This window comes from Actimicrobium sp. CCI2.3 (assembly GCF_035019065.1).
Lineage (GTDB): Bacteria > Pseudomonadota > Gammaproteobacteria > Burkholderiales > Burkholderiaceae_D > Actimicrobium.
In genome coordinates this window covers 1-15,814 of sequence record NZ_JASJWR010000017.1, presented here as the reverse complement: position 1 = coordinate 15,814, position 15,814 = coordinate 1, and the positions used below count along the sequence as shown (strand labels likewise).

18 protein-coding genes are annotated in these 15,814 nt (G+C 54.3%); 5 read left to right on the top strand and 13 right to left on the bottom strand.

Annotated features, from left to right (window positions below; all coding sequences use genetic code 11):
• Positions 1-18 precede the first annotated feature (18 nt).
• Positions 19-618 (top strand): MarC family protein, encoded by a 600-nt coding sequence (locus QN370_RS10985; RefSeq protein WP_322127913.1) that lies wholly within the window; start codon positions 19-21, stop codon positions 616-618.
• Here the strand turns inward: QN370_RS10985 and nhaR are convergent.
• Positions 600-1,526 (bottom strand): transcriptional activator NhaR, encoded by a 927-nt coding sequence (gene nhaR / locus QN370_RS10980; protein ID WP_322127914.1) that lies wholly within the window; start codon positions 1,524-1,526, stop codon positions 600-602. The genes QN370_RS10985 and nhaR overlap by 19 nt on opposite strands.
• A 124-nt stretch (positions 1,527-1,650) precedes the next feature.
• On the opposite strand from nhaR, the gene QN370_RS10975 reads away from it, so the two are divergent.
• Both QN370_RS10975 and QN370_RS10970 read left to right on the top strand, forming a co-directional pair.
• Positions 1,651-2,343, top strand: a complete 693-nt coding sequence (locus QN370_RS10975; RefSeq protein ID WP_322127915.1) for a Bax inhibitor-1/YccA family protein — start codon at positions 1,651-1,653, stop codon at positions 2,341-2,343.
• Between the two features lie 164 nt (positions 2,344-2,507).
• Positions 2,508-3,425 carry a LysR family transcriptional regulator gene (locus tag QN370_RS10970; protein WP_322127916.1) on the top strand — a complete coding sequence of 306 codons (918 nt, stop codon included), beginning with the start codon at positions 2,508-2,510 and terminating at the stop codon, positions 3,423-3,425.
• A 68-nt stretch (positions 3,426-3,493) separates the two neighbouring features.
• Here the strand turns inward: QN370_RS10970 and QN370_RS10965 are convergent, their stop codons facing one another.
• The 5 genes from QN370_RS10965 to QN370_RS10945 all read right to left on the bottom strand — a co-directional run bounded on the left by QN370_RS10965 (position 3,494) and on the right by QN370_RS10945 (position 9,187).
• On the bottom strand, positions 3,494-4,222 hold the full coding sequence (locus QN370_RS10965; protein ID WP_322127917.1) for an ABC transporter ATP-binding protein: 729 nt from the start codon (positions 4,220-4,222) through the stop codon (positions 3,494-3,496).
• Between the two features lies 1 nt (position 4,223).
• Complete coding sequence (locus tag QN370_RS10960; protein ID WP_416172147.1) at positions 4,224-6,194, bottom strand: ABC transporter permease subunit; 1,971 nt, start codon at positions 6,192-6,194, stop codon at positions 4,224-4,226.
• Entirely contained in the window at positions 6,191-7,081 is an 891-nt protein-coding gene (locus QN370_RS10955; protein WP_322127919.1) for a branched-chain amino acid ABC transporter permease, read from the bottom strand. The genes QN370_RS10960 and QN370_RS10955 overlap by 4 nt, the downstream gene beginning before the upstream one ends.
• 229 nt (positions 7,082-7,310) lie before the next feature.
• On the bottom strand, positions 7,311-8,468 hold the full coding sequence (locus QN370_RS10950) for an ABC transporter substrate-binding protein (protein WP_322127920.1): 1,158 nt from the start codon (positions 8,466-8,468) through the stop codon (positions 7,311-7,313).
• A 515-nt stretch (positions 8,469-8,983) separates the two neighbouring features.
• Entirely contained in the window at positions 8,984-9,187 is a 204-nt protein-coding gene (locus QN370_RS10945) for a cold-shock protein (protein ID WP_009665193.1), read from the bottom strand.
• 417 nt (positions 9,188-9,604) lie between these two features.
• On the opposite strand from QN370_RS10945, the gene QN370_RS10940 reads away from it, so the two are divergent.
• Entirely contained in the window at positions 9,605-10,615 is a 1,011-nt protein-coding gene (locus QN370_RS10940; RefSeq protein WP_322127921.1) for an AI-2E family transporter, read from the top strand.
• Positions 10,616-10,657: 42 nt separating this feature from the next.
• Here QN370_RS10940 and QN370_RS10935 read toward each other — a convergent pair whose 3' ends face one another.
• Together QN370_RS10935 and QN370_RS10930 are read right to left on the bottom strand one after the other, a co-directional pair.
• Positions 10,658-10,843: a Thivi_2564 family membrane protein gene (locus QN370_RS10935; RefSeq protein ID WP_322127922.1), complete on the bottom strand. Its 186-nt coding sequence runs from the start codon at positions 10,841-10,843 to the stop codon at positions 10,658-10,660.
• A 136-nt stretch (positions 10,844-10,979) separates the two neighbouring features.
• Positions 10,980-11,282, bottom strand: coding sequence for a collagen-like protein (locus tag QN370_RS10930; protein ID WP_322127923.1), 303 nt, complete (start codon positions 11,280-11,282; stop codon positions 10,980-10,982).
• Between the two features lie 328 nt (positions 11,283-11,610).
• Between QN370_RS10930 and QN370_RS10925 the strand changes: the two genes are divergently transcribed.
• A complete protein-coding gene (locus QN370_RS10925; RefSeq protein WP_322127924.1) occupies positions 11,611-12,354 on the top strand; it encodes an SDR family oxidoreductase in 744 nt (247 codons plus the stop codon).
• Here the strand turns inward: QN370_RS10925 and QN370_RS10920 are convergent.
• The 5 genes from QN370_RS10920 to QN370_RS10900 form a co-directional block, all read right to left on the bottom strand.
• Positions 12,351-13,370, bottom strand: a complete 1,020-nt coding sequence (locus QN370_RS10920; protein WP_322127925.1) for an XdhC family protein — start codon at positions 13,368-13,370, stop codon at positions 12,351-12,353. The two genes, QN370_RS10925 and QN370_RS10920, sit on opposite strands and share 4 nt — an antisense overlap.
• Positions 13,363-13,794: a hypothetical protein gene (locus QN370_RS10915; protein ID WP_322127926.1), complete on the bottom strand. Its 432-nt coding sequence runs from the start codon at positions 13,792-13,794 to the stop codon at positions 13,363-13,365. The genes QN370_RS10920 and QN370_RS10915 overlap by 8 nt, the downstream gene beginning before the upstream one ends.
• A gap of 10 nt (positions 13,795-13,804) precedes the next feature.
• Positions 13,805-14,518, bottom strand: coding sequence for a putative 2OG-Fe(II) oxygenase (locus QN370_RS10910; RefSeq protein WP_322127927.1), 714 nt, complete (start codon positions 14,516-14,518; stop codon positions 13,805-13,807).
• On the bottom strand, positions 14,515-15,471 hold the full coding sequence (locus QN370_RS10905; RefSeq protein ID WP_322127928.1) for an XdhC family protein: 957 nt from the start codon (positions 15,469-15,471) through the stop codon (positions 14,515-14,517). Before QN370_RS10905 ends, QN370_RS10910 begins: the two co-directional genes overlap by 4 nt.
• Before the next feature lie 2 nt (positions 15,472-15,473).
• A partial coding sequence (locus QN370_RS10900; protein WP_323581720.1) for a VWA domain-containing protein occupies positions 15,474-15,814 on the bottom strand: 341 nt, incomplete at its 5' end.

Genomic DNA, 15,814 nt, shown 5'->3' with positions numbered 1-15,814 from the left:
TTTCCTCAAACTTACTTCATGACCAATACTTTTTTCCAGGCATTCATCCTGTTGTTGCTCGTCACCGATCCATTCGGAAATATCCCACTATTCGTCAGCGCATTGCGGGTCGTACCGCGCGAACGTCGCTGGCGCGTCGTGGTACGCGAATGCCTCATTGCGTTTCTGTTGTTACTGCTCTTCATGTTTTTTGGACGGCACTTTCTCAATGCATTGCAATTATCTGAAATTGCACTTCGCATTGGTGGTGGTGTGATCCTGTTTTTGATCGCATTGAGAATGGTGTTCCCGCAACCGGGAGGTGTGCTTGGCGATAATGACATCAACAGCGAACCGTTCATCGTTCCGCTCGCAATCCCGGCACTGGCCGGACCGTCTGCGCTGGCGACGGTACTGCTCTTTTCTTCCGACACCACCGCTGATGTACTCCTGCATGTCGCTGCGCTATCAGCCGTTGCCCTGGTTTGGCTGGCAGTGTTGCTGGGTGCGGAACGCATGCAGCAAGTGCTCGGAGTACGCGCCATGCTGGCATTCGAGCGACTGATGGGCTTGATCCTGACTGCAATGGCGGTAGAAATGCTCCTGGCCGGCATCCGGTCTTATGTCAGTTCTTTGTGACCACCGGCAATGTCTTCGCATTGAATCGCCGACAGGATCGCCTCAACCGCTGGATGCTTGATCTTGCGCTCGTTAGAAATCGCATAAAACTGTTCCTTGACGCCTTGCAATGGCCCAACCGGAATCGCCCCGAATTGCGCCGCAACATCATCAGCTAACGCCGATGGAGCTGGGAAAAGTCCTAATCCGCTCCGCCCAAAGGTATTTAGCAACGCATTGTCATCGAACTCGCCGACCACATCAGGACGCAGGTCCTGTGCCTCAAGCCAATGGTCGATCCGGCCACGAATCGCATTGTTGCGCGTCGGCAGCAACAGCGGCGCACCCTGCAAACTCGCCGGAAAACCAGGTTCGTATTTTTCAGCCAATGCTGGCAGACCAAAGAGCATTAGTTCGCTCTCGCCTAGCAAATGACTGAATACCCGCAAGACGGTGCCTGCATGCACCGGACGATCAGTCAATACGACGTCAAGCTTATGAACCTTGAGTTCGCCGAGCAAGGCTTCAAAGCGATCTTCGTAACACACTAGCTTGACGCGTTCCGGCAAGGCTAGCGCAGCGGCCAGTAGACGCGAGGCAATCAATTTTGGCAGCGAATCAGAAATTCCGACGGTCAGGCGCATTGTCCGGCCTACATCGAGGTCGGACAAGGCATCTTCCATCTGCTCGCCTAACGCGAAAATCTGTTCGGCATAGCCCATCGCGATTCGCCCGGCCTCGGTCAATACAAGACGCCTGCCCTGGGGTGCGAATAACGACTTTCCGATCGCCTTTTCCAGCAGGCCTAACTGGGTGCTGATCGTCTGGATAGCCACACCAAGCCGCTCGGCCGCACGCGTAATGCTGTCTTCCTTGGCAACAACCCAAAAATAGTAAAGATGTCGGAAATTCAGACCGGTATTTTTCATGATTCTGCTTTATCGAAGTAAGCCTTCTATTATGTGCGCTTTTTAAACACAGAAATTAGACTATCCTCAGCCAAACGCTTATTTTTTTAATGGTGCCAATTTATTACATCGGAAGGAATACTCCATGAACGATCGCAATTCACTCTTTGGCCGTAACGCGACGAATACAGAGTCTGCCGGCAATGTCATCGATGGTAATGCCCGTCGCGTATTACGCAATACTTACATGCTGCTCTCGGCCTGCCTGGCCTTCAGTGCAGTAGCTGCAGGCACTACCGCCGCGCTCGGTTTGCCGGGGCCTGGCATCATCATCACGCTGGTCGGTTACTTCGGCTTGCTGTTTGCTATTACAAAGTACCGCGATCAGGCATTAGGCGTCGGTTTGTTGTTCGCGCTTACCGGATTCATGGGCTATACGCTGGGCCCGATTATCAGTCGTTACCTCAGCATGCCCAACGGCACGGAAACCGTCATGCTGGCATTCGGCGGTACAGCCTCGATTTTCGTTGCACTCTCAGCCTATGCGAGAGTGACCAAGCGCGACCTGTCCATGATGGGCGGTTTTCTGACCATCGGCATACTGGTTGCCTTTCTGGCATCGCTAGCAGGCATTTTTCTACAAATTCCGGCCTTGTCGTTGACCGTATCAGCGGCTTTCGTGGTGCTGATGTCGGGCATGATCTTGTATGAAACGAATAACATCGTGCGCGGTGGTGAAACCAATTACGTGATGGCGACGCTGACGTTGTTCATTTCAATATTCAATCTGTTCACCAGTCTGTTGCACATACTTGGATTCGTAAATCGGGACGAATAGGCCAGCTTGATCTCGCGGCAAGAACCCACCAAGCACCCTATCCCCTCTCAACCCTGATAAAACGATATGCCGAATAATCGGTATATCGTTTTCTTTGGTTATGGCGATGAAACAAATTACCATCGGACTGCGGCAGGTTTGTCCGCATTCACCCTACGGATTCCATGGATCAATTCAAGCAACTCTCCACCTTTGTCGAAATCATCGCAAAAGGAAGCTTTTCTGCTGCGGCACGTGCTGAAGGCATTGCACCTGCAATGATAGGGCGTCGCCTTGATGCGTTGGAAGAACGACTGGGCATCAAGTTATTGCAGCGAACCACACGCAAGATTGTGCTCACACCGGAAGGAAGCAGTTTTCTGGAAGATTGCCAGCGCATTCTGGGCGAACTGGAACAGGCCGAATTAGCAGTCTCTGCAGGTGCCCGCGCCGCCAGTGGTCACTTGACCATCTCGGCGCCTGCCGGTTTCGGCCGTCAGCATGTCGCACCATTACTGCCTTCATTCCTGGCCGAACATCATGGTGTGAGCCTGACGCTCAGTCTCAATGACCGCATTGCCGATCTGCTGGACGAAGGCATTGATGTCGCCATCCGGATTGCAGCACTGACCGACTCCAGCATGGTCGGTGTCAAGCTGGCAGAAAATAAACGCGTGGTTGTTGCTACACCTGGATATCTGAAACGCCATGGCGTACCACAGGCTCTTGATCAACTGACCAGCCATAATTGCCTGGCCATTAGTAGTGACGGTAGCCAGCGCGGCTGGACTTTCCGTCAACACGGGAAAAATATAACGATCAGGGTCACCGGCAACATGGCTTGCAACGACGGCGAGGTACTCCACGACTGGGCTCTGGCAGGCAAGGGTTTGTCATGGCGCTCGATGTGGGAAGTCGGCAGTGAAATTGAGTCAGGACTACTGGTCACGGTACTTGATGAATTTGCCGCACCGGGCAATGACATCTACGCCGTATTTACACAGCGTCGTCATCTACCATTGCGCATCCGTGTGTTCATCGACTTTTTACGGCATGCTTACTTACAGCCGGATTACTGGCATCGTGCAAGAGAAAATCCATAAAAAAATAGCTCGCATCAACCAGGCAGATTGCCAAAGCGATGCGAGCTATTTATTTAACTAACGCGTTGTCAGTGTTGTTGACCGCCACCGAGGTATGCTGCTTGTACAGCAGGATCGTTCTTGAGCTTTTCAGCCGGACCATGCACGGATATCCGGCCGTTTTCCATCACGTAGCCATAATCTGCCACATTCAACGCTGCCGCCGCGAACTGCTCGACCAACAGCATTGTTACACCACGCTTTTTTAAACTCAAAATGATACGAAAGACTTCTTCAACCAGAATTGGAGCTAGTCCCATCGAAGGCTCATCAAGCAAAATGACTTCGGGGTTCAGCATCACCGCACGCGCCATCGCAAGCATTTGCTGCTCACCACCAGACAGCGTGCCGGCTAATTGATGCTGACGCTCTTTCAGTCGAGGAAACAGCTCCAGCGATTTTTCGAGGTCTTCCTTGATATCACCACGTGGACGTGATCCTGTGTAGCGAGGAAACGCTCCCAACAGCAGATTATCCGTAACACTCATCGTTGAGAAAACACGACGTCCTTCCGGAGAATGGGCTAATCCTGCGCGGGCAATCTTGTGCGATTCCAGGCCAGTCACATCTTTGCCGGAGAGAGTGACACTACCGGACTTCGGTTTGATCATGCCGGAAATGGCGCGCATGGTCGTCGTTTTTCCCGCGCCGTTAGAGCCGATAAGTGTCACCACCTTACCCTTTGGTACTTCAAGTGAAATACCGTGCAAGACCTCGACTTTGCCATAGGCTGCGTGCAGATTGGAGATAGTAAGCATGTCAATTCCCTGCATGAGTAGGCGTGGCTGGAGTATCGTCTCCGACACTACCGCCCAGATAAGCTTCGATCACTTTCGGATCGGACTGAACCGCAGCGGGCTTGCCTTCAGCAATTTTTTGGCCAAAATCAAGCACCGTCACCGTATCCGAAATCGACATCACCACATCCATATGGTGTTCGATAAGAATGATCGTAATGCCATGTTGCGTTATTTTACGAATAATCGCGACGAGCTCCTTGATGTCGGGAGCCGTCAAACCAGCTGCCGGTTCATCGAGCAAGAGCAATTGAGGATTAAGCCCAAGGGCGCGACCAATTTCAAGCACGCGCTGCTTGCCATATGGCAGATTGCGTGCCTCTTCGTCCGCCAATGACGCCAGGCCAGCGAACTGCAGAATTCCTGCAGCACGCTCACGCGCCTGCGCATTTTCGCGCCGATACCGTGGCGTATTCAGCATCACATCAACAATGTTGCTTCGGAAGGTATTGTGCAACCCGACCAGCACGTTTTCCGTCGAGGTCATTTCTCCAAACAACTGCACGTTCTGGAAGGTCCGTGCCACGCCACCCAATGCAATTGAAGAAGGTGTTTGCCCGGAGATTACCGCACCGTTAAATTCAACAGCGCCTGCGGTGGGTTTGTATATACCAGTGAGTACGTTCATCATCGTGCTCTTGCCTGAACCATTCGGTCCAATCAAGCCGTGGACAGTCCCTTTGGCAATCACCAGGTCAACCTGGTTCAGCGCCTTCAAACCGCCAAATTGCATCAAAATACCCTTAGCAGCGAGCAAGGTTGAGCCGATACCCGCAGTGCTTGGGGCAACTGCCCAAGCTTTCGACTCATCGCCCTGCGTACCAGCATGTTTTGCGTCACGCACAGAGCCCTTGGCGAACAAGCTGCGCAAGAAGCCGATGATGCCGTCTTGCAAGTAGTACACGACAAACAGGGTCATCACTCCAAATATGGTCAACCGCCAATCAGTAATATTCTGGAGCTGGTACGAAAATACAGCCAAGCCAACGGTGGCAAGGACGGGAATGGCAATTTCTCGCACCGTCTTGCGTCCCTTGGCGAGCATGAAGCCGGCACCTAGCACACCAAAAACAGCTGCCACGGTGGCAATTTGGCGGAACAATTGAATATCAGCCAACAAACTAGGAAGCATCACGACGATCACGGCGCCCAGCAGTGCTCCGCTGCGCGTCTTGCGTCCGCCCATGATGACGGCGAGCAGAAAAAGGATGGTGAGCTCGAAATTGTACGTATTTGGGGAAATATACTCTTCCGAATAGGCATACAAGCTACCCGCCAACCCAGCCATGCCCGCGCTGATCACGAACGCATAAACCTTGTAGCGGTAGACTGAGACTCCCATACAATCGGAAGCAATCGGGCTATCGCGCAACGCTTGGAAAGCGCGTCCCAAATGCGACTTGAGGATACGGTCAACGACGATCAGCGACAACACCATCATCACGGCGACGACATAAAAGAACTCGACCTCATTGACCTTGTATCCAAAAAAGTCTGGCTTGACCAACTTCAGGCCAAGCGGCCCTTCAGTAAGAAACGTCATCTCGTTAATCAGAATCTGAACAATTGTGCCAAATGCCAGCGTAACCATCGCAAGGTAAGGGCCTGTCACTCGTAATGCCGGTAACGCCAGCAACGCTCCGAACGCGGCTGTTACCGCAATACTTGCCGGTGCGGCCACCAGTATTGGCAAACCGAATTTCAGATAGAGCACACCTGTCGTGTACGATCCGATTCCGAATAACGCCGCATGCCCGAGCGATACCTGACCGGTATAACCCACCACGATGTCGAGACCGAAAAGCAAAATCGAATAAATCAGGATGGTTTCGGCAAGATGAATGTAATACGGATTGTGGAATACCAATGGGAATCCCGCCAAGACGATAATCCCGATGACGGAAGCGACGATTGTTTTCTTGTCCATGTTCATACTTTCTTGATCGTAGCTTTACCGAACAGGCCGGCTGGTTTAATTGCCAGCACGAGCAACAGCAGTACCAGTCCCGGTACTTCCTTGTAACCCGTCGAAATATAAAAACCTGTAGTGGTTTCTGCGATGCCCAGGATTAACCCCCCGACGATCACGCCCAGTCCCGAGGTCAGGCCACCGATAATTGCTACTGCAAACGCCTTCAAACCCAAAGCGGTTCCCATCGTTGCGCCAGTCAGCGTCAACGGTGCAACCAGAACACCGGCCAAAGCAGCAGTCGCTGATGACAGCGCATAAGAAAACGTAATCACCATGCTGGTGTTGATACCCATCAACCCTGCAGCGTCGCGATCATTCGAGGTTGCGACCACCGCTTTACCGTAGATGGATTTGCGGTTGAATACCTCGACTGCAAGCATCATCGCCAAGGCTCCCAGCACCACGACTACTTGCATTGGCTGCACATTGGCTCCCAGGATTTGGAACGGAGCTGCAGGCAATGGCGAAGGAAATGGAAGGTCGTCCTTGCCCCAAATATTTTCCGCAACGTTCTTGAAAATGATGGCCAATGCGATTGTCGACATGATCCAGCCAAATTCCGACTTAATTTTAATTGCCGGGCGCACGCCTATCCATTCAACAAACACGCCTTGCATCGCACCAAATACGATGACCACCGGAATCATCAACCAGTAATTCAAATAAGGCCCACCGTGAATGTTACCGACAAGGCTGAGTCCGACCAACGCACCGAGCATTAACGCTTCACCTTGGCCAAAATTCAGGGTGCCTGATGTCGCAAAGGTCAGCTGATAACCAAAAGCGATCACCGCGTAAATCATGCCCAGCGCAACGCCACTGAAAACGAGTTGCAAGAAAATTTCCATTATTTCCACCTGTAGTACAGCCGCCGCGGCGGCAGGTTTCAGTTATACCAAGAGTCTATCTCGATCAATTTTGCGCTCGTACCCCGAGCGAGTAAAAGAAACGCCCTTCAGCACTCATGTAATTAGCAAAAATATATCGAGATAGACTCTTGATGCCGGAGCCAGAACTGGCCACCGGCAATCATGAACAACGCAACCATGAGCGCCGAAACGCTATGGCTAAAGCTGATTACTTCGCCAGAATGACGCGGCCCGCTTTGACTTCACCAAAAACTGGTACGCCTATTTTGATGGCTTCGTGGTCGTCCTTGCTAAAAGGCTTGGCGTACGAGGTGACTACGCCATCGACGTTCTCTTTCATATTCTCAAGTGCTTCCCGCACTTTCGGACCATCGGTCGTCCCAGCTTGCTTGATTGCTGCAGCAAGCAGGAAAATCGAGTCATATCCTTGCGCGGCCGACACTGGAGATGGAATACGACCACCCGGCGGGCTGTAAGTTTTGACGTAGGAATCAATGAACGTCTTGCGCTTTGGTGTCGTTGAATCCTGGATGAAGGTTTGTGGCATCAATGTGCCGTCCCCATTTTTCCCGGCGTTGTCGATGAAGTTTGCCATCGACAAAGTCCAGCTACCAATCATTGGCACTTTCCAGCTGAGTTTTTCCATGCCATTGGCGATTTGTGCCAGTTCCGGTCCAATACCGTACGTCAACACTGCCTCTGCACCGGCCTGCTTCGCTTTCAACAATTGGGCTGTCATGTCGACATCCTTGATGTTGTACTTTTCAACAGCAACCGCCTTGAGACCCTTTTTATCCAGTGCTTTTTCAAGATCTTCACGGCCTAACTGGCCGTAGTTGGTCGAGTCGGCCAGAATCGCAAGTTTCGTGAACTTGCGCTTGGTGACAGCTTCGTCAACGATCATTGCTGACTGGATGGAGTCGTTAGCGGCATTACGGAAGATGTAGTTTTCAGGCTGATCGGCGAACTGCTTGGTAACGATGGAGCCGGTCGCCACGTTGTTCATGACAGGAATTTTGGCTTCCTGATAAAACCGTTGCGAAGCCAGTGCCACGCCGGTATTGATGAATCCAACTGTTGCGACAACTTTCTCTTTGTTGATTAACTCCTGGGCGACCTGGACGCCGCGCTCGTTCTTGGCTTCATCGTCGCGCTCGATCAGCTTGATCTGGCGACCAAGCAAACCACCTTTGGCGTTGATTTCACTTACGGCAAGCTTTACGCCATCACGCATCGAGACGCCCATCGGTGCGGAGCCACCGGTAAACGGACCTGTGACTCCAATCACGATCGGCTCAGCCGCCATACCTGATGCCGACCAGACCAGTACTGCTGACGCAACCAGTGCTTTGATTTTGTATGACATGTCATCCTCTATGTTTTTAAATGCGAAACATTATTAACAAGCTAACCGAAACTTATTTGTTCGCGGTGAGATTGTAAGAGCCACATCCTGCAGCGGCAATAGAAACATCATGCGGCAACGCAACATACAATACGTAAGTAAAACTACTCAGATCCAACTTACCAATGGCCATGCTCTATAAATCCGATTCAATATTCGATCCATCATGCCGATGATGCCCCGCCGAAATAGTCACGCGTGACAAAAAATACCTGGGAATGTTGAGCTACTGAGTTGCGAGAGGATTTTCACGAAGGGATAAAAAACGCGCATTCGATGGACATCACCAAGCACTCAATGAAGATATTGTGAGCTTAAGCAATCGGTGAACGTGTGCGTTAAATCAATACTTACGTGTCTTGATTTTCTAGTGGTAGCTACTCAGCTGAAATTCATGCATTGCACATGAGTTTTCAAAAGTAACAGGCGAAAAAAAACCCCGGCGGACCGAGGTTTCCTGAGGCGTTTAATTCAGCCTAGATAGGCTGGATGTTCGAAGCTTGCTTGCCCTTAGGGCCTGCGGTAACTTCGAAAGAAACGCGTTGATTTTCTTGCAGCGATTTGAAACCACTCGACTGGATAGCCGAGAAGTGAGCGAACAAATCTTCGCCGCCTTCGTCAGGTGTAATGAAGCCAAAACCCTTCGAATCATTGAACCATTTTACGATGCCAGTTGCCATTACAATTCCTATTTCAGTTAATTTGGGCTGTTGCCCGTTAGATCGTTTCAACCAAGACAGGAAGAACAGACTGATACTGCGCTGCTAGCTCGAATCTCAACGATGAGTCGATTATAGCCTAATAAAAAAAGAAAACCACCACTCGTTGAATCTAAATACTTCGATGCTTCCCCCAAACCAGTAATTTTTGCCGTACCTTATTCAAATACTCAATTTACCTGTCCAAAAACCATCGATCCTTGAGTGATTATCCAATCAGCGAGGTAGCAAACGGTCAAACCAGACATTTCTCGCTGATAATTTCATCACGCTCGCACGACGCACAATGAAGACACATCGACACCACTGAATGACGGATAAGCTGCGCGATGCCCGCAATATGCGTTAAATTCCAATTTTCAAACCACCGGCAACGCCATGCGCAATAAGAAAACTCCTGGTCTGGTCGATCACGCTTCGTACATCCTTGCTGCTGCTGCATTGCTGATTGTCCTGCTCCAGGGCTTGCTCGCCGCTCTTTTTTCAGGGTTGCTGGTGTACTCGTTAGTCCACATGACGACACCCTTGCTGGGCAAAAATATTAGCAGCACGCGCGCGCGACTGGTTTCAGTTGCCGGCATTGGTGTGTTGACGATCACCGCGTTGTGTCTTGTTATCTGGGGCTCAATGACATTTTTTAACAGTGAGGCGGGCAGCCTGCCGGTATTACTCCAGAAAATGGCCGACATCATCGAGAAATCCCGAGACCAGATTCCACTCTGGCTTAGCGCGAATTTACCGAAAAGCACTGATGGATTGCGGCTCATGATCACCGACTGGCTGCGTGTACACGCGCTGGAAGCAAAGGTCATTGGCCAGGAAACCGGCCGGGTTCTTGCGCATGTCCTGATCGGCATGATCATCGGTGCGATGGTGGCACTCTACGATAGTGCCCCGCAAGTTTATTTGCCGCTGGCCGCCGCGCTGCGCGAACGCGTACGGCATCTGAGCGAGGCGTTTGAGCGTATCGTCTTTGCCCAAGTTCGTATCGCGGCCATCAACACCGTTCTCATCAGTATTTACCTGCTAATCATTCTTCCGTTTATGGATATCCATCTGCCGCTGACCAAGACACTCATCGTGCTGACATTTTTCGTCGGTCTGATTCCCGTCGTCGGCAACCTGGTCTCCAACTCCCTGCTCGTTGTCATCGGCCTGGCCCACTCGCTACACACAGCCATCGGCTCATTGGTATTCATGGTGCTGGTGCACAAGTTCGAGTATTTTCTCAACGCAAAAATTATCGGCAGCCATATCAACGCACGCTCCTGGGAGCTGCTGGTCGCCATACTGGTCATGGAATCCGTCTTCGGCATGCGCGGCATCATCGCCGCACCGGTGCTGTACGCGTATTTGAAAAGGGAGTTACACGAACACGGCTTGGTATGAAAAAATCCGGCGCAAAGGCCGGATTGAGAAAGACTATGAGTATTAAAATTTTAACTGCGGTAAGTACCCGCCCGGCAAAATCCCGAACGCTGACAGCACGATCAGGATCAGCATGATGATGAACAGCACGCGAACGATCTGCGCCACCGGAGAAGGCAATGGCAGCATACCGACGAGCCACCAGATCAGTCCGAAAACCACCAGAGTAATAATAAGATTGACGATCATGGGCATTCCTTTGAATTGAATCGGCTATCAAAAAAGGAAACCCCCGAACCGGAGGTTTCCTTGTCGTGTCGCTCTATCGCCGTGCGATGCCGCAGAGCGTAGGCAACGTGATTAATACAGTAAATAATGCAGTAATTTACTTAGCGGCAGGAACGACGATGACGTTGTCACCAGTCTTGCCGGTGTCACCAGTCTTGCCGGTATCGCCAGCAGCACCCGTCGCGCCTGTTGCTCCGGAGTCTCCGGTTGCACCCTTGGCACCGTCTACGCCAGCAGCACTGTTACCGGCCGATCCCATGGCACCCGTTGCACCGGTTGCGCCAGTTGCTCCGGCCGGACCGGGGACTGCGACCGGCACGGCAACTGTCGTGGAAGGGCGCTCGCAAGCAGTCAGTGCCATCGAACCAAGCAAGGCAAGCAAAAGAATTGAGTATTTCATGGTGAACCTCTCTGAGTAAACTGGTTCCTGCAACAGCAAGAAAAATTAAATAACTAGCATCGCCATTGACTCCCTGAAAAAGTTTTCAGGCTATCCCAAGCCATTCAGCCGGGCGTGAACAGACAATGCGCCGGAAGTTCCTGCCGTTCTATTCGGAAGCGAACATAACCCTGAAACTCAAATAGGGAAACCGTGATTTTGTGGTGAAGAAGCGCTACCAAAAAGGTGTCAACTTTGCCTGCGCACAGAGCTATGTGCGGCTGAGTACAAACATCTACCCTTCGGTTGTGACACCATGCGAGCTGAAAATAACCCGGAGGCAAAGATCATGAATAACAATATCGAAGGCAAAGTCGTTGTCATCACGGGTGCCAGCAGCGGCCTCGGCGAGAGCACTGCCCGCCATCTGTCCCAACTCGGCGCCATCGTGGTGCTGGGTGCGCGACGCATCGAACGCATCACCGCGCTGGCTGGCGAACTGGCCGGCAGTACCGAAAAGGCACTCGCCGTCCGGACCGACGTCACCGACAGCAAGCAAGTCCAGAATCTGGTCGACGCGGCAGTCAAGGCGTACGGCCGTATCGACGTCATGATCAACAATGCCGGCCTGATGCCGCACTCGCCACTGGAACGGCTGAAAATCGCCGACTGGGACCAGATGATTGACGTCAACCTCAAAGGGGTGCTGTACGGTATTGCCGCTGCCCTGCCGTACATGCAAGCGCAAAAATCCGGCCACATCATCAACGTGTCCTCCGTGGCCGGTCACAAAGTCCGTCCCGGCGGTGCGGTCTATGCGGCGACCAAGCACGCAGTCCGCGCGCTGTCAGAAGGTCTGCGTCTCGAAGTCAAGCCCTACAACATCCGCACCACCGTGATCTCGCCCGGCGCGGTGGCAACCGAACTGCCCAACAGCATTACCGAGCCGGACGTCGCCGCCAACGTCAAGAAAATCTATGAAGTCGCGATCTCGCCAGACGCCTTTGCCCGCGCAGTCATTTATGCGATGAGTCAGCCGGATGATGTCGACATCAATGAAATCCTGTTCCGTCCAACCTTGCAGGAAGTCTAAGAGACGGCAACAGCATCGATTGCCAGCGTGCGTTGCTGACGCTGGTCAACGGAAATTTCGCGTTTCTGCAAAACCGGCACCTGATGTTTGGCTGCGGTGATTTCAGCCAGTATCGAGATCGCCATTTCTGCCGGCGTATTCGCACCCAGGTACAACCCGACCGGGCCATGCAGACGTGCGATCTGCTTTTCAGTCAGATCAAATTCAAGCAGACGCTCCTTGCGCCGTGCCGTATTAGCACGACTGCCCAGCGCGCCGACATAAAACGCCGCCGACTTCAATCCCTCCATCAACGCCAGGTCATCAAGCTTCGGATCGTGCGTCAGCGCGACGATCGCGGTATGACTATCGACCTCCAGTTCGATGATCACGTCGTCCGGCATCCCACGCGAAAACGTCACGTCCGTCAGCGCCATCGCCGACCCGAATTCCTCGCGTGGATCAATGACGATCACTTCGTAATCCGCCCCCAGCGCAATTTGCGCGACATAGTGCGACAGCTCGCCGGCACCAATGAGCACCATGCGCCAGCGCGGCCCATGGATCGCCCGCAGGCACTGTTCGTCAAACTGCAAAATGTCATTGCGGCCTGCCTCGATCAGCGTGGCGAGTCCGCTGCGCAGATCAAGCACGCGGGCCGTGATCTGCTTGGCACTGATACGCGCCAGCAGCGCCTTGAGCACCGCCAGTTCGGGACGCGGCTCCAGGACCAGTCGCAATGTCCCGCCGCAGGGCAAACCAAACCGGGCTGCTTCATCGCGCGATACGCCATAGCGGACGATCTGCGGCAAGGTCGCCGCCGGCAATTCGGTCCGTGCCCGCTCGATCAAATCATCTTCGATACACCCGCCAGACACCGAACCAACCAGCTGGCCGTCATCCCGAATGACCAGCCAGGCACCGACCGGACGCGGTGCCGAACCCCAGGTCTGGACCACGGTGGCCAGCATCACCTGCCGGCCCGATTCGAGCCAGGTGATGCAGGTTTTCAAGACGGCGAGATCAGTACTATCCATGGACAAGCTCCAGTTTGCTACGTAAAAGTCGACTGGAAAAAATCAGTCGGCGCATCGCCCTGCCCGCCAGCATCCCGCACGCCATGCCCGCACACATCATGATCAGCATGCCGACCGGCCCCGCTGGCCAGCCCGGCAGCAACCCGGCGACCAGGGCACCGCCTGTCATCCCGATCATCATCCAGACCGAACACGCCAATTGCCGCAGCAAGGGCATGGCACGACAATGCCGCGCCGACCAGCCCAGCGGCAATACCACCATGCCGACATGCATCGCCGGCAGCCACATCCAGTGCAGTCGCAGCGTCGCCAGCAAATCGGGACCGGCGTCGGTGCGGCACAGCGACGACAGGATATCGAGTCCCGGACCCCGCAAGTCAAGCAGCAAGCCAAGCGCCATGCCAGCCAGACCTAACAACAGCAAGCAAATTGTCTCAGGAAAAATCATACGATTTGAACGCCGCACTACCGTCCGTTGCAACGGTAGCATTAAATGAAATCGCCACCCGGTCACGCGTGCCGGCATACGGAAATGCCTGATGCTTGAGCGACGACGGGAACAGCACCAGCAAGCCCGGTTCCGGCGCGATATCCCGGTGCGCATCCATCAGATAGGCATTGCCGGCATCGATAAAAGCACCCGCCAGCTGATCCCACCACGGCCCGTAAAATCGCAGCATGCCATTGCGCGCACCGTAGACCGGATGCGACTGCCGTTGCGCCGCCGGATCAATGTCGACGTAATACACGCCCGACCACGAGCAGTTGCCATGCGTATGCACGTCGTGAAAAGCCCCATCATTCTGCACTTGAAACCAGCTGCCAGCGATCGCGATGGAAGCACCGTTGACACCCTGTTCCTGCCACGCTTGCCGGTTCAGCGACGACACCACCGCGCCGAGGCGGTCACCAATAAAGGCAAACACCGTGTGCAATTCGGCGAGATCGCAGCGACTCAGCAGATCATCGGCGCTGGCATAAAAAGACCCTGTGGTGGCCGCACCCGGTCGCGGGTCGAACTGCCGCATCATCGCAAATGCACGCAGCAATTCAGCATTGACCGGCGCGGCATCGGGCAGCAGCACGCTCGCAAGCGGAATGCCCCACAGCGTTTCAATCGCCACCGCAGCCCGCGCATCGACAGTCATGCCGGTACCCCGCGCGCGATCGCCAGATACTTGTCCGGTGCCTCCTCAAAGCGCACCTTGCAACCATCGCAGCAAAAATAATGCGACATGCCGCCAAACGCAATCACGTGCTTTGCCGTGGCCGGATCGACCGCCATGCCGCAGACCGGATTGATGTAGGCCGGAGTAACCAATACCGGCGTCACGGTCTCGGTCGTACGGCGCAACGCCACCACCGCAGCAATCGCACCAAGCGCCACTTCGGCCGGTGTGCGCGCATGCAGATACGGTCCGGCCGGTGCCTGCAAGACTGCCAGCCGGGCAGCAGGAATGCCTTGCATTTGCATGCTCTCGCGCAGTTGCACGGCCTTGCGCGGACTGGCAATGAGCAGCACCGCAGGACAACTGCTGCGCAGCGCGGCATCGAGCGCCGCCTCGTCGCCCTCGCCTTGTGTGACGATCAGCACGAACGCCGGTTGCAGTAATTCCAGCGTCGCCAGATCGGACTGGCTGTCGGCCAGCGCACTGACACGCAAGCCCATCCGCTGTCCGAGCACGCGCGCTTCGGCCGCAGCGGGTGTCGCACCCAGCACCACCAGCAACGGTGCCGGCACCACCGGCTGAATGAACAATTCAAGCGTGCCATTGCTGGCACACGGCATCGCGTGCTGTTCGACATCGGCTTCGGACAGCGCACCGTCATTGCTGATACGCACGCGCCGTGGCAAGCCACGCACAATCGCCTGCTGCGCGGCCTGCACCACCACCGCTTTGGCGCAGCCGCCACCAACCCAGCCATGCAGCGTGCCATCGGCTTCGATAATGGCTTGCGCACCGACGGCGGTCGAACTCGGCGCGCTGACCCGGATCACGGTGGCAAGGGCAAACGGACGCTGTTCGGCAATGAGTTGCGGTGCCAGTGTGAGCATGGCGAATTCATCGGCGAAGGTAGACATGGTAGACATGGTGGACATGATCAGTGGAGTGCCTGCATAAGTTGAGGCAGTACCCGCGCAATACTGGCGAGGTCGCTACCGGGAGCGAATAGATCAAGATGGGGCAGCGCGGCTTGCATGCCCGCACTCGATGGCGTGTAACCGGGTCGACTGGCCAGCGGATTAAGCCAGACCACACGGCGAGCGCGCCGCCGCAACGCGACCAGCGCACTGACCAGCTGCTCCGGCGCACCGGTGTCGTAGCCGTCGCTGACGATGATGACAGCAGTACGTGCATGCAAAAGCGGGCCTGCATGACGCTGGTTGAATTCGTTCAGACAGTCACCGATGCGGGTCCCCCCCCCCCCCCCCCCCCCCCCCC